13 protein-coding genes and 2 pseudogenes are annotated in these 22,190 nt (G+C 61.7%); 1 reads left to right on the top strand and 14 read right to left on the bottom strand.

Going from position 1 to position 22,190, the window contains the following annotated elements:
• Window positions 1–286 precede the first annotated feature (286 nt).
• Together AC1DRN_RS21910 and AC1DRN_RS21905 are read right to left on the bottom strand one after the other, a co-directional pair.
• Window positions 287–652 carry a response regulator transcription factor gene (locus AC1DRN_RS21910; RefSeq protein WP_223459007.1) on the bottom strand — a complete coding sequence of 122 codons (366 nt, stop codon included), beginning with the start codon at window positions 650–652 and terminating at the stop codon, window positions 287–289.
• 44 nt (window positions 653–696) lie between these two features.
• A complete protein-coding gene (locus AC1DRN_RS21905) occupies window positions 697–1,689 on the bottom strand; it encodes a response regulator (RefSeq protein WP_223458960.1) in 993 nt (330 codons plus the stop codon).
• Between the two features lie 337 nt (window positions 1,690–2,026).
• On the opposite strand from AC1DRN_RS21905, the gene AC1DRN_RS21900 reads away from it, so the two are divergent.
• The gene (locus tag AC1DRN_RS21900; protein ID WP_223459009.1) at window positions 2,027–7,081 is read left to right on the top strand and encodes a trifunctional serine/threonine-protein kinase/ATP-binding protein/sensor histidine kinase; all 5,055 of its coding nucleotides are present in this window, start codon (window positions 2,027–2,029) and stop codon (window positions 7,079–7,081) included.
• A gap of 57 nt (window positions 7,082–7,138) precedes the next feature.
• Here the strand turns inward: AC1DRN_RS21900 and AC1DRN_RS21895 are convergent, their stop codons facing one another.
• The 12 genes and pseudogenes from AC1DRN_RS21895 to AC1DRN_RS21840 all read right to left on the bottom strand — a co-directional run.
• The gene (locus AC1DRN_RS21895) at window positions 7,139–7,636 is read right to left on the bottom strand and encodes a helix-turn-helix transcriptional regulator (protein ID WP_223458962.1); all 498 of its coding nucleotides are present in this window, start codon (window positions 7,634–7,636) and stop codon (window positions 7,139–7,141) included.
• Window positions 7,637–7,804: 168 nt separating this feature from the next.
• A complete protein-coding gene (locus AC1DRN_RS21890; RefSeq protein WP_223458964.1) occupies window positions 7,805–7,960 on the bottom strand; it encodes a hypothetical protein in 156 nt (51 codons plus the stop codon).
• Window positions 7,947–8,105 (bottom strand): annotated as a pseudogene (locus AC1DRN_RS21885) (ubiquinol oxidase subunit II); the annotation flags it as partial. The gene AC1DRN_RS21890 and the pseudogene AC1DRN_RS21885, both read right to left, overlap by 14 nt.
• A gap of 431 nt (window positions 8,106–8,536) precedes the next feature.
• Window positions 8,537–9,691, bottom strand: coding sequence for an alginate O-acetyltransferase AlgX-related protein (locus AC1DRN_RS21880; protein WP_223458966.1), 1,155 nt, complete (start codon window positions 9,689–9,691; stop codon window positions 8,537–8,539).
• Window positions 9,691–11,100 carry an MBOAT family O-acyltransferase gene (locus AC1DRN_RS21875; RefSeq protein ID WP_223458967.1) on the bottom strand — a complete coding sequence of 470 codons (1,410 nt, stop codon included), beginning with the start codon at window positions 11,098–11,100 and terminating at the stop codon, window positions 9,691–9,693. Before AC1DRN_RS21875 ends, AC1DRN_RS21880 begins: the two co-directional genes overlap by 1 nt.
• Window positions 11,101–11,118: 18 nt before the next feature.
• Entirely contained in the window at window positions 11,119–11,793 is a 675-nt protein-coding gene (locus AC1DRN_RS21870) for an alginate O-acetyltransferase AlgF (protein WP_223458968.1), read from the bottom strand.
• Window positions 11,790–12,458 carry an SGNH/GDSL hydrolase family protein gene (locus AC1DRN_RS21865; protein ID WP_223458970.1) on the bottom strand — a complete coding sequence of 223 codons (669 nt, stop codon included), beginning with the start codon at window positions 12,456–12,458 and terminating at the stop codon, window positions 11,790–11,792. Before AC1DRN_RS21865 ends, AC1DRN_RS21870 begins: the two co-directional genes overlap by 4 nt.
• 17 nt (window positions 12,459–12,475) lie before the next feature.
• Entirely contained in the window at window positions 12,476–16,324 is a 3,849-nt protein-coding gene (locus AC1DRN_RS21860; protein WP_457266153.1) for a cellulose synthase subunit BcsC-related outer membrane protein, read from the bottom strand.
• On the bottom strand, window positions 16,300–17,541 hold the full coding sequence (bcsZ, locus tag AC1DRN_RS21855; protein ID WP_223458974.1) for a cellulose synthase complex periplasmic endoglucanase BcsZ: 1,242 nt from the start codon (window positions 17,539–17,541) through the stop codon (window positions 16,300–16,302). Before bcsZ ends, AC1DRN_RS21860 begins: the two co-directional genes overlap by 25 nt.
• A 22-nt stretch (window positions 17,542–17,563) precedes the next feature.
• Window positions 17,564–19,867, bottom strand: coding sequence for a cellulose biosynthesis cyclic di-GMP-binding regulatory protein BcsB (gene bcsB / locus AC1DRN_RS21850; protein WP_223458976.1), 2,304 nt, complete (start codon window positions 19,865–19,867; stop codon window positions 17,564–17,566).
• Complete coding sequence (bcsA, locus tag AC1DRN_RS21845) at window positions 19,864–22,095, bottom strand: UDP-forming cellulose synthase catalytic subunit (RefSeq protein WP_223458978.1); 2,232 nt, start codon at window positions 22,093–22,095, stop codon at window positions 19,864–19,866. The genes bcsB and bcsA overlap by 4 nt, the downstream gene beginning before the upstream one ends.
• Window positions 22,092–22,190: pseudogene (locus AC1DRN_RS21840) on the bottom strand (cellulose biosynthesis protein BcsQ); the annotation flags it as partial. The pseudogene AC1DRN_RS21840 and the gene bcsA, both read right to left, overlap by 4 nt.

Genomic DNA, 22,190 nt, shown 5'->3' with positions numbered 1-22,190 from the left:
ACTTTGTAGGCGTCGCGCTCCCAGTCGGGAACCGAGGGCGGAGGGAAGCTGAATGCCTGTGTGCCCCAGAGTGAATCGCACATGGTTTCGTGGACATTTCCGACTGGCTGCTTGACGCCCTGAGGAAGTCAGTCAACGATCAGGCCGTTTGGGCAGAGCGACTTTTTCAACAGAATCAGCCGATAGCAGTCTGTCGAGAAAAGCTCCCGCCGCCAAACTTGCCAGCCTGGGACATGATCACTCCGTCTGCCTTGGTCAGACGCCACATCGGCTATCAGGAAAACCTTCAACACTCACTTTGAAGTGCAAACTCGATAGCGCTCAGCAAAGCATCGCCGCTGAAGGGCTTGCGCAGGCATTCGATGGGTTTATAGCGACCGGATTCGGCCAGTGTCGCTTCATCCCAATGTGCCGACATGCAAATCACCGGGAATTTTCTGTCCTTGAGCGTCAGTGCGTGCATGACGTCTATCCCTGACAGGCCGTTCATTTTCAAATCCAGCAACAGGCAGGCGATGTCATTGAAGTTTTCGAGGGCCAGGAATTCCTCGCCCGAGGCGAATACCCGGGCGCGGTATCCGGCCGACCGAAGCAGGTTGGCCAGGCTTTTGCGCACGGACGCATCGTCGTCCACGATGCAGACGATGATCATGACGCCGCCGGATGATCCGGGGGCGGTGCAGCCAGTGTCGATCGTCATGAAGAACCCTGCGGGCCAAACGCCGGCTCGGCGCTGAGCAAGCCATACAGGCTGACCAGACTGACCAGCGAGCGCGTCTGCATCTTCTGCATGATGTGTTTGCGGTGGACCTTGGCGGTGACTTCACTGGTGCCCAACCGGTTGGCGATGTGCTTGTTGGACAGACCCGCGACGATCAGCGGCAGCACTTCGTGTTCACGGGGGGTCAACAGGGCAGCCCTTTGACGGGCACTCTGAGTGCGTTGCCATTGCTCGAACGTCGTCGCTGCGCGCTGACGGGTGGTGCGCAGGATGTCCAGCAACTGGTCGTCATTGAAAGGCTTGGTCAGGAACTCGACCGCTCCCGCTTTCATGGCCTGCACCGACATCGGGATGGTGCCGAAACCGGTCATGAAAATAACCGGCCACGGAAGGCCGCGCCGCCCGAGTGTGGATTGCAGTTCCAGGCCTGTCGCCTCGGGCAGGCTGACGTCCAGCAACAAGCAGGCGGGGCCGATATCGAGGTCAGCGCTGAGCAATTCTTCGGCCGAGGCGAATATCCGGTGCACGATGCCTTCGGCCCGCAGCAGTCGGCTTAGCGCTGTGCGCACGCAGGCGTCATCGTCCACGATGAACACCGGCACGCTGTCAGGATCGATCCTCTGCTGATCATCGGACGCCAAGGGGCCCGGGGCCGCAGGGTGGAACAGGGGCAGGGGCGGTTCACGTTCTTTCAATAATCGGTAACCTCGGCGCGGGACCGTCTGGATGAGCTCTTTTTCTCCGAGCAACTTGCGCAGCGAGGAAATCTGCACCTGCAGATTGTTTTCCTCGACGACGGTGTCAGGCCAGACCTGTGTGATCAATTCATCTTTGCTGACGATTCGGCCATCGGCCTGCATCAGCACCGAGAGGATTTCGAATGCCCGGCCTCCGACACGCAGCGGCCGTCCATCAAGAAAGGCTTCGCGCCGTTCCAGGGAAATAGTGGCTTGGCCGAGTCGGATCATACGTTCCTCTGCTCTGCGTTGATGGGAAAACTGACTGAGAACGCACCCTAGGGGACGGCCTTGCATAATGCAATTATCCCGAGGGATAACACGCGGCGATTTCAGAGCGCAAAAACCACAGGCCGCGGGGGCCCTCAACGGCCATTCTGGTGCCAATGACGGACAGGATTGCTTGAGCGCAGCCCTCGGGCCAGAGCCTTGCGTATACTCCCGGGCTCAGCCCGAAACGAATCTTCAGCGGTGATTGTTCATGCCCAGCAGCCCTCTCTCAGCATCCGGTTCCCACAGTCTTGATGTCGTACACGATGAAGCCTGGCTGGAGCGTTGCACCTTCACCATACTGCGCCGGGAAAACGACCTGACCTGGTTCACGCTCCAGGATCGGGCATCGGGCACACGCTGGCTCGCCGCCCGGGCGCCGATTCAGCGGCCTGCCCTATGTCAGGGGCTGGAGCGCGATTTTCACCTGCGCCTGGATCCGGCCTGGGCGATTGCCCCTGTCGCGTTCATCCGCTCGGCCGAGGGGCCTTTGTTGATATATCCCGCGTCTGGAGTGCCGCTGGCTGATTTGATCAGTGACACAGGGCTGCCACTGGCACGCTTGCTGGCCATCGCCGTAGCCGCGGCCAACGCGCTGGCGAGCGCCCGGAAGATGGGTGTGCGACATGCCAGCCTGCTACCCCACCACTTGGTGGTGGATGCGGCCGACTCGGTCAGACTACTGAGTGTTCACAGCCATGCCGGGGAGGCGCCCGCCGTTGAACTGCCCGGCCTGGAGCAATGGCCTTATCTGGCCCCCGAGCAGGTACGACGCGATGCCGCCAGTTTTGATGCGCGCAGCGATGTCTACGCGCTGACCGCGATTCTTTATCAGGCACTGACCGGCCGCCTGCCGCTCACCGCCCGCGACCCGTCCCAATGGCTGCACGTGCATGCCGCTGTCCAGCCGGAATCACCGGCGATTCATGTCACCGATCTGCCGGAAGGCATCTGCCGAGTGCTGCTCAAAGGCCTGGCGAAAGAATCGGGTGCCCGCTACCAGAGTGCCGAATCAATGGCCGTGGATCTGGCCTGGTGCCAACAGCAGTGGCTGGAACATGAGCGTATCGACGCGTTCCGCCTGGGCGCTTTCGATGCGCTGCCTTCCTCGGCCCGCGGCGATGTGCTGTTCGGTCGAGAGGCCGAACGCACGCAGTTGGTCGAGCTGATGCATCAGGTGGGCAGCGATGGCATCGCCCGGGTCCTGCTGGTCGGTGGTGCGCCGGGCGCCGGCAAATCGACGCTGATCCATCAGGGTGTCCGGCCCCTGGCGCCCGGCTTCTGGGCCAGTGGCAAGAGCAATCTGTTGCAGCAGGAAATTCCATTTGCACCCTTGGCAGAAATCTTCAAGTCGCTGATGACCCAGTTGCTGGGCAAGCCGGCTCTGGAGTTGCAGACGCTGGGCGAGCAACTGGTCGAACGGCTTAAGGGGCGGGGCAGGCTTCTGGTGGAGCTGGCGCCCGAGGCTGAGCTGGTCATCGGGGTCACACCTGAGCTACCGAACATGCCGGCCCGACATGCGCTCGATCGCGCCAACCGGACCCTGCTCGATGTATTGGAGGTCTTCGCTCAGCCGGGACGCCCCCTGGTGCTATTCGTGGATGACGTGCAATGGGCGGACGATTCGACGCTGTCGTTTTTACAGGCCTTCGTCGCCCGGCGGCCCCGGCATCTGGTGCTGATCCTGGCGTATCGCGAGGCCGAGTCGCAGGCCCTCGAGCGCGAGGGGGGAGTGCTGGAGGTGCTGGGCCGCGAGCAATCGTTGCCCTGCGCAAGCGTCATGCTGGGGCCATTGTCGGTGCCCGCGGTTGCGGAGCTGATCGCCGCGGAGCTGGACGCCGACCCCAAGGAGATTGAGGCGCTTGCGCAAGTCGTGCATTACAAGACGGCTGGCAACCCTCTGTTCGTCAGCCAGGTGTTGCGCGCATTGATCGATGAGCGTCTGGTGCGCTTCGACGTGCCGGGTCGCCGCTGGGTCTGGAATCAACAGGAGGTGGACGGTTATCGCTACGCCGACAACGTCGCGGACTTGATGGTATTGCGACTCGAACGCCTGTCACCGATGGAGCGCGAAGTGCTGCGCACGGCCGGTTATGTCGGCGGGCGCTGTGATGAATCACTGCTGCACCGGCTGTTGCCGTGTGAGCCGCAACGAATCACCCATGATGTGCAAAGCCTGGTCGATGCAGGTTTTCTGTTGCGTGAGCGCGAGCAACTGGTGTTTCCCCATGACCGTGTGCTTGAGGCGGCCTGTCAGCTGGCGGCGCCAGTGGGACGGGCGGCCGAGCATGCGCGTATCGCTGGCGCCATGCTTGATCATTGGGGCGAGCAGATCCATGAACGTGTGTTCGAAGTCGCCAGTCAGGTCCAGCGCATTGACGCCGATGAACTGGAGGCGCATCGCCGCGCCGCGTTCGTCGAGCTGTTGGTCGAAGCCGCCGAACGCGCCCGCGACACCGCTGCTGTCGAGCAGGCCGTGGGCTATCTTCGCACGGCCGAGAGTCTGCTCGGCCAGACAGGTTGGTCGAGCCTCTACAGCCAGACGTTTGCCACCCAATGGCTGGCTGCCGAATGCGACATGCTCCTGGCCGATCTGGAAGGCGCCCAGCGCCGCCTCGACGATTGCCTGACCCAGGCCACCACAGTGCTCGACCGCGCGAAGACCTATCGGTTACGGGCCACCTTGCGCACGCTGCACTCCGATTACGAGGGGGCGATCACCGAGGCGTTGAACGGTCTGGCCCTGCTGGATATTCCCCTGCAGCGCAGGCCCTCACAGAACGATTTGACCCTGGCATTTACCCAGGTTCGTGAGTTTGTCGGCGCACGCCGCATCGCCGATCTGGTGCATTTGCCCAAGGCCGATGACCCGTCTGTCGAAGCGGCCATGGAGTTGCTCAGTACGTTGATTTCTTCGTTTTTCGTCGACGACGACATTCGTTTTCTGCATTTGGCGAAAATGGTCGAACTCACACTGCTGCATGGCACCACGCCAAGCAGCGGTTACGGTTTTGCCTGGTTTGGCGTGATGATTGCCGAACGCTATGGCGAATATGTGGACGGGCAGGCTTTCGCCGAAGTGGCGCTTGAACTCACCGACAAGCACGGCTACGAAGCAGGGCGCACAGGCACGCTGGTGGCGCTCGATCAGGTCAGCCCGTGGACCCGACCGATGGCGTACGCTCGACAGAAGGCGTTCGCCGCATTCGAGTGCGGCCAGGCCGGCGGCGACCTGGGCATGTCCTGTTACGCCTGCAACCACATCGGCTCCGACCTGCTGTTCATGGGCGAACCCTTGCAAGGGGTGTTGAACGAACTGGAGCATGGGTTGGCGTGGGTGCGGCAATTTCATTACATCGATATCGAGCGCATCCTGCTGGCGCAACAGGCATTCGCCACCGATCTGCGCGACGGGCGCCTGCATCGGCCGTTGGCCGAACTGGATGGCATCGAACATGACCGTTTCGGCCCCATCGACCGTACCCGTGTGTCGCAGCCGACGCTGTTCTGGTCGTGGCTGTATTCAGGCATGTCGGCGTTTTATTTCGGCGATATCCCTTACGCATTGCGACGTTTCGAAGAAGCCGCCGAGCTGGCCTGGTCCATTCCGGCGCATATCAATCTCGCCGATTACTACCTGTTCTACAGCCTGGCGCTGGGCAGTGCGCAAGCGCCGGGCGAGGTGGCGGAAAAACTGGAAAAGCTCGAGCGGCAACGCCTGCGGTTCCTGCCGTGGGTCGAACTCAACCCGACAACCTTCCGCAACAAATTGCTGCTGATCGAGGGCGTCATCGCCCGTTTGCGCGGTCAGGAACTGGTAGCCATCCGTTGTTTCGATCAGTCGCAGATCGCTGCGGCGGCGGCCGGTTTCATCCATGAGCAGGCGCTGGCCCATGAACAATTGGCCGATATTTGCCTACCCAACGGGCTGGTGTCGGGTGCCACCCACCATCTGCGTGTCGCGCGCGACTGCTACAACCTGTGGGGCGCCGAAGCCAAGGCACGTCAATTGGAAGCCTTGCACCCGTTTCTGAGTGCGCAGCCGTCGTTCGAGCCGGTCCGGCCTGTGACCCAGGTCCGCCTCGATCTCGAAGTGGGGATCGAAGCGGCGCGTGCACTGTCGCAGGAAGTTCTGCTCGACCGACTGGTCGAAACCCTGATGAATCACTTGATGATTCAGGCCGGTGCCGACAATGGCGTGCTGATGATCGTCAGCGGCGCCGAACTGCAACTGGCGGCGACGGCTTCGGTCGAAGCCGGCAATGTACGGATCGCTCTGGACGCCGGGCAACCGCTCGAACAGATGGCGCCGGCCTCGGTGCTCAACGCTACGATGCGCACGCGCACGCCCCTGGTGCTCGACGATGCCCGGGCCGATTGTCCCGAGGCCTACAGCGCCGATCTGCGCCAGCGCCAGGTGCGGTCGGTGTTGTGCCTGCCATTGCTCAAACAAGGCACGTTGATTGGCCTGGTGTATCTGGAAAACAGCCTGGTCCCCAAGCTGTTCAGCGCCCAGCGCCTGACCATGCTGGAAATTCTCGCCTCTCAGGCCGCGGTGTCACTGCAAACCGCCAAGTTGTATGAACAGCTGGTCGAGGACAACCAGCTGCGCGCGCAGATGGAAGCGGACTTGCGCAGTTCCCGGGCGGAACTGGCGCGTAGCTCGCACCTCAAGGTCATGGGCGAGCTTTCTGCTTCGATTGCCCATGAAATCAGCCAACCGCTACTGGGCATCGTGTCCAATGCCTCGGCCAGCCTGCGCTGGCTCAAGCGTGATCAGCCCGATCTGGAAGAGGCGATTCAGGGGCTGGAAGACATTCGCTCGGACAGCGCCCGCGCCGCCGATATTGTCCAGGCGCTTCGCGTACTCGCCAAACAGATGCCGTTGCAACGGTTGCCGATGCAAATCGATCACTTGATCGGTGAGGTCGTACGCCTGACTGCCACCGACCTGGCGAACCGCAACGTGAACCTGGAAACCCGGCTCGATGCGCAATGCCCGGTGTCGGTCGACGCGGTACAGATCCAGCAGGTGGTGTTCAACCTGATCACCAATGCGCTGGAGGCCATCGCCGGAGCAGGGTTGCCCAATGGACGCATCATCATCGGCTCAGCGGTAAAGGACGCTCATGTCCAGGTCTGCTTCCAGGACAACGGGCCCGGAATTGACGCACACCAGCGCGAGCAGATCTTCGATGCGTTCTACACCACCAAAGGCAGCGGCATGGGAATGGGCCTGGCCATCTGCAGGTCGGTGATCGGCGCGCACGGCGGGACGCTGGTGGTCGAGGATAGCGAGCAGGGCGCCCGGATTTGCTTCTACCTGCCACTGGCACCGGCCAGCGCCGGATAAAAAAAGGCCGCATCAGCGGCCAAAGGGGAGGAGTTCGTGTTGTCGATCTCGATCAGTTCAGGCGTGCAGTTCCTGCGCGCGGGACTGTCCCATGCCGTCGACCAGGCTATCGCGAATTCTCCATTCGGGTATGTCCCGATCAATCACTGGTGGCTGGCCAGGGTGGCTCGCTACATGCTCAAAGGCCCGGCGCCATGCCTTGGGTGTCATCCCTTCCAGGCGGCTGAACGTGCGGGTGAAATGCGAGTGGTCTGCAAAACCGCATTCATAGACGACATCGGTGATCGGCATCGAGGTGATCAGCAGGCTTTTGGCTTTTTCGATTTTCATTATCACTAGCCAGCCTTGCGGCGAGTGGCCGGTAACCTTTTTGAACGCCCGGGAAAAATGGCTACGGGACAGGTTGCAGTGTTCGGCAATCTCGCTGATGCGAACGCAACTGCCCATGTCACGCAGCATCAGCTCCTTGGCGCGGCGCTCCTGCCAGCCGGACAGGGCACCCAGCGGCCGTACAAGGGGGCATGGATGGTTTGAAATCACCGATTGCGGGTTCATGGCGGCTCTCCTGATCGTTCAGGAAAGTCTGTCCGCCGGGGACATTTAAAGTCCTTAAGCAAACCTTAAGAGTTCTGAAATCCAGTGTCGGTTGCAGTGTGTCCTTCCATGCCGCTCAGCTAGCAATTGTTGGAATCGAAGGATGATTTGCTTTTTTTACCGCACTCGTCAGAGCGTTCCAAAGGTCAACTCCATCGCCAGTACAGCGGACAACGCCAGCATAATCAGCAACGCGATAAACATCAGGCTTAGCTGAGCGATCTGCTTATAAAGGGGGATCGGCGTTTTCGTGACTCGTGCAATTGATTTATTAGAGGAAGCCATCACCCATTCTCCCTTTTGCGCCCAATACGTAATCGCTCCAGAAGGAGTACATCAGGATCACCGGCAGGATGAACTGCGCGCCGATCAGGGCGAACAGCCGACTGGTGGCCGGTGATGCCGCCGCCCACAGGCTGACGGATGGCGGGCCGAAATCATCCAGCGGAACGGCGTTGGCGGTAGTCAGGGTAAGGCGCATCGCACAGGGCGGGCTTGACCTGAGCAGCAAGGCGATGGAGTTGCATGGTGGTGTCGCACGTTTCATTTTTCACCCCTCGCATCATGCCGAGCCCGCCGTCTCCATGATGTCCGGGACGACAACTGTTGCGGGTACCAGGGGGGGCTGCAACTTATGAGCCATTTCAATAGGGCAAAGGAAAAATTCAAATGAATGAACAGGCTCTGAGTGTTTGAAGCGAGAGAAAAGGGGGAGGGGGGAATATTCCTCAAATCAGGTGGTGAACGCCCGGTTGGGTGGGTGAAATGCCCCATTTATGGAGATAGCCCCGGCCCTTTTCACCGACCGCTTTGGGTAGGGGTTTCTCGTACCCGACGGCGGTTCGACCGGATGCGATTGGCCTACCGCAACGAGCGATAGGCAATGGGGTCGATGTACGCCGACTGCAGGTCCCGCTCCGGGATCTCCCAGATGATTTGTTTTGGCGGCGTTTCTTTGGAGGCCGGGTTGTTGAGGTAGCTGTTTGCAGCACCAGAGAACGCTCCGCCGTCTTTGGCGAAGTTACCTACGGGGGCGCCCAGTGCCTGCTGCAGAAACCCTGCGAAGTTGGAGTTGCGTGAGAATGAAGTGCCGATGAGCACGGTATTGGGGAGGTCGGCATCGCCAAAGAGGTCTGCCTCGGTGTCAGGGCTGGCGGCTGACGCAACGGGAAGTTCGTGGGTGCGGGTCTTGGCGACCATTTCGGCTGCAGGTTGCCATTTGAGCGGCAGCCAGTCGATGCCCGCCAGATGGACCAGGTCGCCAGGTCGCACCGCGAGCGGGGCATGACTTTCGTTAAACGACCTGCGTGGCGTTGCGCTGATGCCCAGGGTCTTCAGGCGCTGTGCGACGGCCTCGGCCGCTGCCTTTGCGCCGGATTCGCTCCAGTGCGTATCGGTGCGCAACCAGGCACTGGCCCCCAGTGGCGTCAGCGCACCGGTGAGGTCCAGATTCGACACGCCACCCACATCCAGCTTCGAGGTCCAGGCCTGGATGCGCCCTTCGAGAGCGGCCGGGCGGTGCAGTGCGCAAAGCTCCCCGGAAGCGATGCGGCTCTTGTCTGGAACGATGACCACCAGCAGGCTGATGTCACGTTGGGAGAGCTGCTGCTTTAGATCAATCACGGCCTGGGCTTTGGCATCGGCATTGCGCTGTGCCTGGTGATTGATCTTGAGTTCATCAGCCAAAAACAGCCAGTCAGGACAACCCGAACGAACCCTCGGCCCGGTGTCATTGAGGAGCAGCCAACTGACACCGCGCTCCAGCTTGGCGAAGGTCGTGGGAAAGTCAGCGTTCGACAGTTCCTTGGCGATCCGATGGGTGATATCGCCATCAAGAATCTGCGTGTTCAGCACTTTATCGGGTAGCAGTGAGATCTGCCCTGAAACGATCAGACGGCCAGTGGACAGCAGGCCGACGACCAGGAATATCAGCAGCGCCACGCCGGCCAACTGACTGCTGCGTGTCGCCAGATCATCTGGCTGAGTGGGGGGCGGGGTGTGCTTTAAGCTCGTCATCAGAATTGGAAATACAGGAAGGGTACGGTTTCGCGACTGGCGATCAGTGCGAACGACAGCATGAAACCGGCAATGGGCCAAAGGGCGGCGGTGTAGAGCGAAAGGCCGCCCAGTTGTTTCTCACAGTAAGGGCGCAGCAGCGGTGCGACGACACCGAACACTCCCAGCAAACCCGCAAGGCCGTGCACCGGGCGCAGGGTCGTGGACAGTTCGTCACCGAGGGCGATGCCCTGCAGACCGAACTGTCCGGCATACAGGCTCAGCGCGCTATGAAAGTCGGGGGCGCGGAACAGTGTCCAGGCCAGGCACACGAACAGCAGTGTCAGGCCATGGGAAAGCAGCGGTGGCACCGCGGGCAGGGAAGAGCTGCTCCAGGCACGATTCACACACAACGCAATGCCATGGGCGCTGCCCCACAGCAGATAATTCCAGCTATCGCCACCGTGCCAGAGGCCGGCGATGGCCATGATCAGGAACAGGTTGCGGTAGGTTTTCCAGGTGCCGTTGCGATTGCCGCCCAGCGCAATATACAGATAGTCACGTAACCAACTGGACAGCGACAGGTGCCAGCGACGCCAGAAGTCCTGGATGCTGTTGGCCAGATACGGACGGTCGAAGTTCTCGGGAAAGTGAAATCCCAGCATCAGCCCCAGTCCGATGGCCATGGCACTGTAGCCGGCGAAGTCGAAGAACAGTTGCAAGGAATAGGCAAGGCAGCCAACCCAGGCGTCGGAGAAGCTGGGGTTCGGCACACTGAACGCCACATCGACTACCGGCGACAGGGTGTCGGCCACCAGGACCTTCATGCACATCCCGACCATGAACCGGCGCGCGCCCAGCGAGAAATTCTGCAGGTTGAAGTAACGTTGATTCAGCTCACGCCGAACCCAGTCATAGCGAATGATGGGGCCGGCGACCGAATGACCGAACATCGAAATATAGGTGGCGTAATTAATGAAGCTGCGTTCAACCGGCACGGTACGGCGATGCACATCCACCAGATAGGAAATCGCCTGCAAGACGATAAACGACAGCCCCGCCGGCATGATGACCCGCTGCCAGTCCAGGGGCATGGCGCCGTACCCGGTGAAGGTATCGATCAAGGTGCCGGCAACGATGTTGGCGTACTTGTACCAGCACAGCACCGCCGTGTTGAGCACGATCAGCGTCGCGAGTAGCCGCACGCGGCCCTTGCCATCTTCGCGCAAGGCATCAATCAGCAAGCCGCCGACCCACGCCGTGATCGTCAGCACCACATGCACTGCGAGGAACCGTGGGCTCAACCAGCCATAGAACAGCCAGCTGCCGATCAGTAACGTGACGTTGCGCCAGGCGGCCGGGCACACGGCATAGGCCGCCAGGAACAGCGACAGGAACAACGTCAGAAACTCGAGAGAGGCAAAAACCATGGTGGTGGCGCGATCCGATCAGTGGGCCAGGACGTCAGTCGCGAGCAACAGGTGAGGGCCATTTGCGCCAGGCAGCAGCACAACGCTATAGCGCTCGCCAGCCTTGAGCTGGCCCAGGTCCAGCGGGGCACCGACGTTGGTTTGGGCGCAGACCAATTGCACCGACAGGTTGACCGGGTTGATCGCTCGGCGTTGCACGCTGCCGTCGGCCACCTCCTTGAACAGGTCGGCGTTCTTCCCCGCAGCGCGCAAACCGGCCTGGGTGCACGCTGGATCGGCGCTGATAAACGCCAGCGAGGCCCTCAGGCTATTGAAGTCGTCGGGTTGCTCACGGATGACGACCTGGCGGATACCTTGAGCGCTGTCTGGCAAGGCGATCACACTGGCGAATTCGCCTGCTGCCACCTGGATGTCCAGCGGCTGGCTTTTGCCGTTGCGTTCCAGGGTGCCCTTGATCGGCTGATTGGCGGGCACGGGCAGGTAGTCGGACACGGCATTCGAGCCTTCCAGTTTGAGGCTTGCGCGCGAGCCTTCGGCCAGCAGCTGCAACGGTTGGTCGGCGGCGTTGATAAAGCGCAGGAAGGCCGAGTCCTGATCCGGGCCCGTCGGGTACAGGGCAATGTCGGCGGCCTGGGCGTGCAGGCTCAGCATCAAGGGCGCGAACAGCACCCAGCCACAGGCGGATCGGATCATTTGCCGGCTCCCGCGCTGCTGACGGTGTCGGCGGGCAGTTTGGCCAACGCTCCACCAATCGCATTGCCCCAGGATTGATAACCGGCGACGGTGAAATGCTGCCCATCGGTGGTGATCCACTGCCCGGGTTTGGAGAACGTCAGCGAATCGATGTAAGTGCAAGGCGCCACGTTCGCGGCCAGAAACTGCGACATCAATTGGGTGCGGGCATCATTCTTCTGGTACATGCCACCGGCTTTGCCCCAGGCCGGGCCCACCCAGGCGCAGCGGGTTCCGGTGGCGGCGATGGCCTTGGCCAGGCCAGTGACGTTTTGCCATGCCCAGGCCTTCGGAAACACCGGTTTGTCGTAGGACGCCATGGTGTCGCCGATGACCAGTACCACTAGGTCGGGCTTGTCGGCGGCGATCAGGTCCTGGATCGGTGTGGTGGTTGCCTCGCGCCCCTTGATCACGATCTTGTCGTTGCCTTTGCGCTCGGCACCACAGTCGACCTTCTTGCTGATCAGCCAGTCACCGGCGCTGGCGCCGCAGGCACCGATGGAATGGACCTGGGCGCCTTGGCGAGTCAGGTTGTCGTGCAGCGGCTCCAGCAAATGGTCCGCAAGACTCATATGGCTCTCCCCAAGGACAAGGAGAGTCAGGCCGGCAAGGGCAGAAGTGGGCATCGAAAGCTCCAGAATGATCAGTTGGAATAAGGCGAGGTGTACGGGCTGACCGGCAGGCTCATGGGGCCGCTGATCTCCTCGAACTGGTAGCGCAAGGACAGGGCACCGCTGATTTGTTGGTAGTCGCGGGCGTTGTCCAGGCCCAGATTGGCGCCCAGCAGGAAGTTCGAAGCGACCTTGTATTCAGCCGCCGCGGCGACGCTGTAGCCGATCCCGGTTTTGTTTTGCCCTTCGTAGCGCAGGCCCGAGGCCGCCTGCAGGGCTTTGTCGGTCGGGAAATAGTCGACGCTGTCCTGCTCGAAATGCTGCACGCCGACCGAGCCCTTGACTTGATACGTCAAGCGCCCGGTGCGTTGTGCCCAGGTCACCGGCACGCCCAGGGCGAAGAACGTCTGCGGGCTGAAATAGCCGCCGTGACCGTAGGTGAAAAAGTCCTGGTTGTTGGCGTAGCTGATGCCGGTCATGCTCAAGCCGACGGTCAGTTTGCTGTCCGTGGCATTTTGCAGGTACCAGTACACACCGCTGCCCAGTTCACTGCGGCTGTTGGACTCGACATGGTTGCCCAATAGCTGGTGCCAGGAGGCGTAGCCATAGGCGCCGACTTCGCTGTCGTCAAAGCTCAATTGACCACGTCCGCCGTTGGCGGTCACACCGCCCCAGGACTGCCCGCTGCGTTTGTCCGTGGTGCCGGCAAACGAGGTGAGGCTGTCAGTCACCGGACGCCGGGAAACGCTCACGCCATAACGGACATTAGAGGCATCGCTGATGGGGCGATCAACGCTGATGCCGCCGGTGGCGGTGGTGTATTTGAAGCCGAGCGGGGTGGTACCGAGATCGGCTTTGAGCCCATCGGCGGGCCGTTGAAGGGCGACGGCAAGGCCGACGCCCTCGGCTTTCTGCGAACCGACGCTGCCGCTCTGCGCACCGTTGCCAAAACGCGACAGCGCCTCGCTGTTGGCACTGCCGGAATTCAGCGAGACGGGCGTCACGCGTAGCGCAACGCGGCTCTCATCCAGCGGGATATTGATTTCCAGCGGTGTCTCAATATCGGTGAGTTTGCTCAGTCCCGACTCACTGTTGTTGCTGCGAATGCTCACGCCCTGGGTGACGTAGGCACTGCGCTCCTGAAGGATTTTATCGAGCGCCAGTTGCGCGGGGCTGATGTCCTCGCTCACCAGTGCTGCGCGGGGCAACTGCGACTCGAATGGATTGCTCGCCTGCTGCGGCCTTGGCGGGGCGCCGATGGCAAAAGGGGCGCTGCCCGGCATCTCCTGAACCGGTGGCGGGATGACTGCCAGCAAGGTGTCGCGACTGACTTCGTTACGTGAACCTGATACCCCGGCAAAAGGGTTGGGCGCCACTGTCGAGCCGGCCAGTTGGCCGCCCTGGTTTCTGCGTTTCTCGCTCTGTTCGATGGCCACGGCTTTGCGCAGCAGATCAGTCGCCGTGCCGGTCTTGCCCAAGTTCTGGTAGAGACGTGCGGCCTCAGTCAGCGTTTGAGGGTTACCGGATTCGGTCTTGAGCAGCTGTTGCAGCGCCTGTTCGGCAAAGGCCGCGTCATGTGCCAGCACCGCCGCGTCGGCAGCACCCAACAGCAGTTGCGGGTCGTTTGGCTGGCGCTGTAACAGCGGTTTGTAGAGTTCGAGGGCTTTTGCCGTATCGCCGTTTGCCGAGTACATCCGCGCCAGGGCCGCGACGGCCGCACTGTCGCCGGGACGTTGCGCCAGTGCGGGCGCCAGCGTGTCATAGGCGTTGGCCAGATCGCCTCGCTCACGCAGTTGGTCAGCCTGGCGGATGCGATAGAGATAGAGCAGGTCATCGAATCGCTTGCGGGCCGGCGCGTTCAAGGGCTTGTTCTGAAGGTCGCGCAGAATCTGGTTGACCTGCGTGTCTTCTCCGGTTTTAAGCAGGACAGCGGCGTATTGCAGGATGAAGTCCGCCGAGGGCGCTGTGGTCTGTTGCAACCGACCGCGCATGAGGGCCAGCGCACGGCCCGGCTCGCCGATGTCGACGTAGGCCGAGGCCAGGCTGGCCGTGCGGTCTGGACTGTCGTTGGTCATCGGCTGAATGCGCTCGAGCAAGGTCAGGGCTTCCTGGCGCTGTCCGCGCTTGCCCAACTCGATTACCTGGCTGAGTTGCAGGTTGAAGCTGACGTCAGCGGCCAGTGCTTGCATGTCCGGGGTGCGCTGGTTGGGGCGCAAGCGTCCCAAGGTTGTCTGGGCGGCTTTCCACTCACCCATCTGGACCGACAGCAGGGCGCTGACGTAAAGCGCATCGGCATTGTCGGGATGGGCCTGGAGCATGGCGTTGATCAGGTCCCGAGCCTTCTGGGGTTCGCCCATCGCCAGGTTCAGGCGGGCCAGGGCGAAACGCGTCCAGATGTTGTCCGGCTCAACGCGCAGCGCGTCCTGCAAGGCGTTACGCGCAGCGGGCAGGTCGTTGCGTTGTTCGGCGAGGGCGGCCAGTTGCGTCGCACGCAAGGCTTGCAGGCGTGCGGACTGGCCGATCTTTGCCTGTCCGGTGGCTGGCAGACTGTTGATCAGTTGCAGGGCTTCATCGTTCTTGCCGCTCTTGAGCAGCACGTTGACCAGCCCTTCCTGTGCTTGAGGGTCGTCACGGCGCAGGCTCAGCACCTGGCGATAGTTGCGCTGGGCGTCATCGAACTGGCCCGCGCCGGTCTGAATGTCCGCAAGGGCGAGGCGAGCGTCCACCCCGTCTGGATTGAGCCGCAGGGCCTGGTTGACCAAGGCCAGTGCCTGGGTTGTCTGGCCTTTGGCCTGGGCGTCGCGGGCCTGCTGCAACGCAGACCAGTAACGCACTTCGTTCAGCGCAACTTGCCAGTGGCTGCCGCCTTGTTGTCGCGTGGCCTGACCCAGGAGTTTTTCCGCTTCGGCCAGTCGGTGTTGCTGCTGGCGAACGACTCCAAGGCCACCCAGCGCGTCGGCATCATCGGGCCGGGTTTTCAAGCGCGCTTGAAAAGCCTGTTCGGCGGTGGCCTGATCGCCTTCCTTGAGCGCCTTCAGGCCGCGCGCGACTTCGGCGGGCGGTTGCCATTCCTTGCTGGCCGTCGTCGCTGCCTGTTGCTTGCCCTTGTTCATCTGCGCGCGGATTTCCACGTCATCCGGATGCGTCTTGAGGTACGCCTCGAACAACGGCATTTGTGCCGGATCGGGCGGACCGATCCAGGTCAGCGCCAGGCGCCAGCTTTCGTCGGCATCACCGGCAATGTCGGTACGTTGGGTCAGCGCGGCCAGGGCGCGGATGCCCTCGGCACGGCTGTCTTCATGGCGTACCAGATGCTTGGCGTAAAACAGCGCGACGATCGAGTCGTTGGGCATCTCACGTTGCAGGCGCTGAAGTCCGCTGCGTGCCTCAGCCCAGTCAGCCTGATTGAAGGCAAGGTTGTTGTAATACTCACGGCCGATCGTACCTTGAGGTGGACGGCCATCGAACAGCGAGCGAAACACCACGCTCGCCTTGTCACGCTCACCGGCATCGACGAGGCGCCGAGCCTCTTCCAGGCGCTGCTGGTTCTGCGGTTGTGCCAGGGCGATGTCCTGTGCCAATTGCAGTGCCTGCCGTGGCAAAGGCTGGATGGCCTGCAAGCGGGCGAGGTATTGCTGCGCCTGTTGTGGCTTGTCCTGTTGCACGCCGATCAAGCCCAGGCCATACAGTGCGTCAACCTGGACCGGGTCCAGCAACAGGACTTTCAGCCAGACTTCCGCCGCGCGTTGAGGGTTTTTATGCAACTGCCAGTACTGCCCTTGCTCGACGAGCAATGTCTGTGGCGTCGGACTTTGAGCGTGGGCAGCAGCCGTCCATGCGCTCATGACGGCGATGGCTAGCGTGCGGTGGTGCGCGTGCATGCGGTCTCCCAGGAGAGTTTCAGTGTTCCGTCTTCCCGGAATCGATAATGTTTATCTGCCCAGCCGAGCGCGAACAGGCTGAGCATGAAGTTGTAGTAACGCGGCGGACCGGCGTCGGCATCGGGCCTGGCCAGCGCCTCGCGCAAGGCGACTTCCACGCGGTCTCGTTGCTGATCGGCCAACCTGGGTTGCCCCTTGGCCTCAAGGTAGGGAATCAGTGCAGCCCGGAATCCGAAAGGGCTCTGACCCTGGACACTGCCGTGCAGAAGCCGGACCGTTTCCGGGGGGGAACCCGTCGCGACAGTGCTGCGGGCCATACCGTCCAGCCGTTTGAGCAGCAGCGCTGCCAGCGGTTCGGAGGTATCACTCATGCCCAGCCAGAGGTACACGCGAATGGCGTCGTAGCTGCCCGTGTCGCCGTTGATCGGGTCGCTCACGAAGACACCCGATTGTGCTGAAGTGCCTTGATAACCGACCCAGTCAGCGATGAAACCGTGGCGGCTGGATTGGGCAATCATCGTCGCGGTGTTATCGGCAATCGCTTGCCAGGGCCCGGAGGGTGCTTCCTTGGCCAGGCGCCGTAACAGCGGCAGTGGCAGGTAGCTGGGGTTCAGGCGCCAGAGAGCATCCGGCTGGACGAAACCCTGTGGTCCAGGCAGTACCATCGGGCCCAGCCCGGGCAGTTTGACGACCAGTTGCGCTTCGATCGTCGCCATCAGCTGCAGGGCGTCTTGGTGATAGTCCGGCCGATGCCACAGGCGTGCGGCTTCGAGCAAGGCGTAGGCGATCCACAGGTCGGCGTCGGCGGCCGAATTGACGTCTTGCAGGCGCCACTGACCGTCCTTGCCTTGCCCCCATAACCAGCCCGGCAGGCGTGTGGCGGTGGCGGAGCCTGCGAGGTTGGCCGAGGTCCAGCGCCAGAGTTTGTCAAAGCGTGGCTGATCGTTGCCGATCARTGCGAAGAGCATGCCGTAGGACTGCCCTTCAGAGGTGCTGTGATTGTTCTCAAGGCTCGATTCCAGAACCCGGCCGTCGGCCTGGACGAAGCGTGTCGCATAGGTTTGCCACAGTGGCCAGGCCGGCGGCTCGCAGGATTGTGCGGCCGCCATCGCCGGCGCCAGCAGGGCGAGCGCAAGCACAGCGCTCAACCTGCGCGCGTTACCGCGCAGGCCCTGGCGAAGTGAAGTACCCCGGCTGCTCATGGACGTCACAGGCATGAACGACACTGGCCCGCGCGGCTCATTGGCCAAGACGATGCTTGGCCCGTAGGCGCAGGGCCAGGTAGGCCATGCAAGAAAGCAGCAGGACCCCGATGAGGGTGAGCAGCATGAGCGCCATGACATTCTGCGAGAGGTACCACTGCAGATAGCGCAACGGACCCAGGCGCCCGACGTAGTAATCCTGCTCGGCGACCAGCGATTCGACATGCTTGCCCCTGACCACCACCAGACTGCCTTGCAGTTCGTTGGCATTTTCTTCGCTGCTGAGCAGGGCACTGGTCACGTCGGCCAGGCCGCCGGGCCTTGTGCCGGCGATAAATATCACGCTGCGCCCACTCTTGAGCGGCGATTCGAAGCCGGTCAGATAAGCACTGCCGTCCTCAGCGCTGAACCTGAAGCTGCTGCGCGCTTCACGCCGATTGGTTTTGGTATCCGGGCTGATCCAGTTGCGCAGACGCAACGGCAGGTCAGACAGTTCAAAGTACTGCGCAGCATCTTCGCCCCTGGCCGGCAGAAGGCTTTGCCATTGCTCCAGCAGCGGCTGATTGTTGCCCGAGGCGAGCACCAGCAAATCCCGGTCGCGTTGCTCGGCCACCTGGTCGGCGTGGACCACTTTCACGCCGGTGGCCGGATAACCGGTGGAGTCGCCGAAGCGGCCCAGCAGGGTCAGATAGGCGCTCAGATCGGCCGGGCCTGGCTCGTTGGGCAGGATCACCGAGGTTTCAGACAGGTCGGCCATGCGGGTGAACGGGAAGCCACTGTCCTTGAACACCCCGAGGTTGGGCATGGCCATGAAATGTTCGTATTGGCTGAGGTCCAGGGTCGAGTCCGGGTCGATCACACCGCGCATGTTGTCGATGATGATGTCGCGGCATTCGCCCTGTTTGATGTAGTCATACATGAAACGAAATTGCAGGCGCGACTGCAGCGCGACTGAATTGAGCGGCAACAGCATGCGCGACGTGCGGGCCAGGCTGTCGTCGGTTTTGAGCATCGACAGCAGGCTGTCGCTGTTGCCGAGTTTCTCGATCGAAGGCAGGTCGATCGACTTGATGAAGGTATCGTTGAAACTGATCAGCAACGAAGAGTTGGTGGAGACCGGTTGCGGCGTATAACGGTACTTCAGGTCAAGTTGCGCACCGGGCTCACGCCAGTTGAACAGATCGGGTGGCAAGCGCAGGGCAACGGTCATTTGTCCCGGGTTATAACCCGACACATTGAGTTCCGCGGGTTTCGCCAGTTCACCCAGACGAACCGGGCGATCGGAGGGCAGCCAGTTGGGCGCGTCGTACGGTTGGCGTGGCTTGAGCGAGTCGATCCGGTCGATCACCACGCTCTGTCCGGAAAAGGCCGAGCCACCGAGGGCCAACGCAGTCGCGGCAACTTTGAGATCGGCGCCATCGCGCCCGGAGACGATCAACAGTTTGCCCTGAGCATCATTCGGGTTGCTCACGAGGGTCAATGTCGGCCCCGTGGCCTCTTTGATCGGCAAACCACTCAAGGTCGTTGATTCGCTGGCGCTGACAAACACCACCGCGTTCCCTTTGGCCGGCAGGCTGCTGAGGCTGGTGGGGAAGGTTGCGCCGCGATAGCTGGCCAGTGCGCCGAACCAGGAAGAAAGGATGCCGGCGGCTTCAAGCTCCGGACCGCCTGGGTGCGCGGCGAACACGAAGGGCAGCTTCAGGGGCGAGGCGTCTCGACGATCGAACAAGGGCAGCGGCAGAGCGGACAGGTCGTTGGGCTGCTTAATCGAGGACACTTGGAGGCTCAGCTGGCTCTCGTTGCCGATCCTGGCCCACAGGCTGGAGTGCAAAGGGTCTTCACATTGCATCGTGTAATGACCGATGAACTGCAGGCTGAGCCGGTTGAATTCGGTGATGGTCTGCGGCGGGATCTGCACGGTCCGGGTCTGTACTTTACCGGCCTCTTCTTTCGGGAGAGGCAGGCTGGCGGCCACTTGATCGTTGATCAGCACGTTGATTTGCGAAAGATCGGCCAGCAGCGCCGGTGAGTAGCTGTACTGCAGCGTGACCTGCGCAGCCGTGACGACTTCATCGGCGCGCACATCGAAATTCACGCTGTCGGTAGCCTCCACGCCTTTAAGGGTCATCGAATAGCTTTTGCCCAGCTCCTTGAGGGTGCGGGTATAGCTGTTGCCCGGGGCATCGGTCCCCGGCAACGATGCGACCGGCATCAGCGCCGTGTCCGTGGCGCTGATTGGGGCGGCAGCACTCAAGGCACAGCCGCTCCAGCCCGCTAGCGAGCAGGCGATCAGCATGAGTGAGCGACGAGGAAGAAAGGTCTGGCGAGTGGAAGGCTTCAAGATCGTTGCGTGTCCGCGGTGGAGTCAATAGGTGATGGAGCGACCGGGCGTTTGCGCAGTAGCGCGTGGCTGTCCTTCAGGGTTACAACGAACAAGCGCAGGATGGCGCGCAAGCCAATGCTGCTGACCTCGCGCAACGCCGACATGGGCGCGTCAAGGCGGCCGTTACCCCAGGTGTTGGCCCAGGTGTCGGCCCGTGAAAAGGTCAGTCGCACCAGCTCACTTTGCTGGCGCAGGGTCAAAGCCTCGAATTGCACGCCCGTCACGTTGTCGTTGCTGAAGATCGTTCTTGCRGGAAAAAGGCTTGAGGGAGGTGTGCGCAAAATGCACAGCCGTACCTTCTCATCGACGCTGAGCTGAACCTGCGGTGGCAGTGCCAGACCCACGCCGTTTTGTGAGAAGTCCTGGGTTTTGCAATCGAACGAGGTGCCGTCTTCGCGATAGACGCGCACAGGCAGGTCTGCGGGCACCCGGGGTTCGTTACGCACCTGAGAGGACTCAGTGGCCACCGCCACGGCAGTGCTGACGATGATGATGTTGTACACAGTCCAGGCCAGGTTGATCAGCAGGGTCGTGACCTGGGCCGAATCACTTCCGATCAGTTTCACCACGCCGATCACCAGGCCGATCATGTTCAAGGTCAGCAGGACGATGTAAGGCCGCGCGAGCTTCCAGTCGAAATAGTCCTCCTCGATGGTGCCGCCCTTGTCGGTCACGTTGAACTTGCCCAGCGAAGGGCTGATCAGGGCCAACAGTACCGGTCGCATGATGTACCAGGCCAACACCGACTCATACACTTCGTTCCAGAAGGAGTGGCGGAAGCGCCCCTGGATGGCGGAGTTGGTCAGACTGGAATGGAAAATATGCGGCAGCACATAGACCGTGACCATCAGCGCCGAGGCATGGAAAATCTGCGCGTCGAACATCAGGTAGGCCAGGGGGGCGGTCAAGAACACCAGGCGAGGCAGGCTGTAGAAAAAGTGCATCATGGCGTTGAGGTAGCAGATGCGCTGCCCAAGGTTCAGACCTTTGCCAAACAACGGATTGTCGGTGCGAAAAATCTGCGCCATGCCCCGTGCCCAGCGTGTGCGCTGGCTGATGTGTCGGGAAAGGCTTTCGGTGGCCAGGCCCGCCGCTTGTGGAATGGCGAGGTAGGCGGTATTGAAACCACGGCGATTGAGCTTGAGTGCCGTGTGCGCATCCTCCGTCACGGTTTCGGTGGCGATGCCGCCGACTTCCAGCAAGTGAGTGCGCCGGATGACCGCACAGGAGCCACAGAAGAATGCCGCGTTCCACAGGTCGTTGCCGTCCTGCACCAGGCCGTAGAACAGCTCACCTTCATTGGGTACCGAGCGAAAGGTATCGAGGTTTTTTTCGAACGGATCGGGTGAATAGAAGAAGTGCGGAGTTTGCAGCAACGCCAGGTTCGGGTCCTTTAAAAACCAGCCCATGGTGATCTGCAGGAAGGAGCGGGTGGGCACGTGGTCGGCGTCGAATATGGCGATGAACTCGCCATCGGTGACCTTGAGTGCCTCGTTGAGGTTGCCGGCCTTGGCATGTTGATTGTTGTCGCGGGTGATGTAGTTGACACCAATCTGCTGACAGAAATCCTTGAATTCCTCCCGGCGTCCGTCATCGAGCATGTGCACCCGCAGTTTGCCCTCGGGCCAGTCGATGGCCTGGGCCGCAAGCACCACCAGTTTGACGATGCCCAACGCTTCGTTATAGGTAGGAATGAAGACGTCTACCGTCGGCCATTCAGCGGGCGGCTGTTGCAGAAACTGCGGTTTGCGGTGCAGCGGCCAGGCGGTCTGTACGTAGCCGAAGACCAGGACGAGCAAGGCATACAGTTCGGCCAGCACCAGCCCGTAGCCAAATACGGCATCCTGCCAGTTGTCGAAGCCCAGGGTGTCGGTCAGGCGCCAGTACATGTAGCGCAGCGAAGCGATCAGCGAGAGGGTGATCAGGGTCAGGATCGCCAGACGCCCGGCTTGCTTGCGGATGATCAGGCTGGTGGCGAAACAGACGGCGGCAAACGCGGCCTGGGAATACAGATTCAGCGGCGCAGTGAGAATACCCAGCACCAACAATGCGGCGATCAGCCCGGCCGAGATCTTCAGGCCCTGGCGGCAACGCAGGGGCCAGCGACTGACGCGAGCCTGGAAAGAATCCAGTAGCTGCTGCAACCACCATGTCTTTGCAGGCAGCTGATTGAGCCGGGCGGTCATGGCGTGTCCTGCTGACTTGAAGCATCCGCCCAAAGCAGGGCATGGACCGCGCCTGACAGCGCAAGAATGTCCTGACAGCCAATGCTCTCAGGTGC

Source organism: Pseudomonas sp. P5_B3 (assembly GCF_056400405.1).
This window is presented reverse-complemented; position numbering and strand designations above follow the sequence as displayed.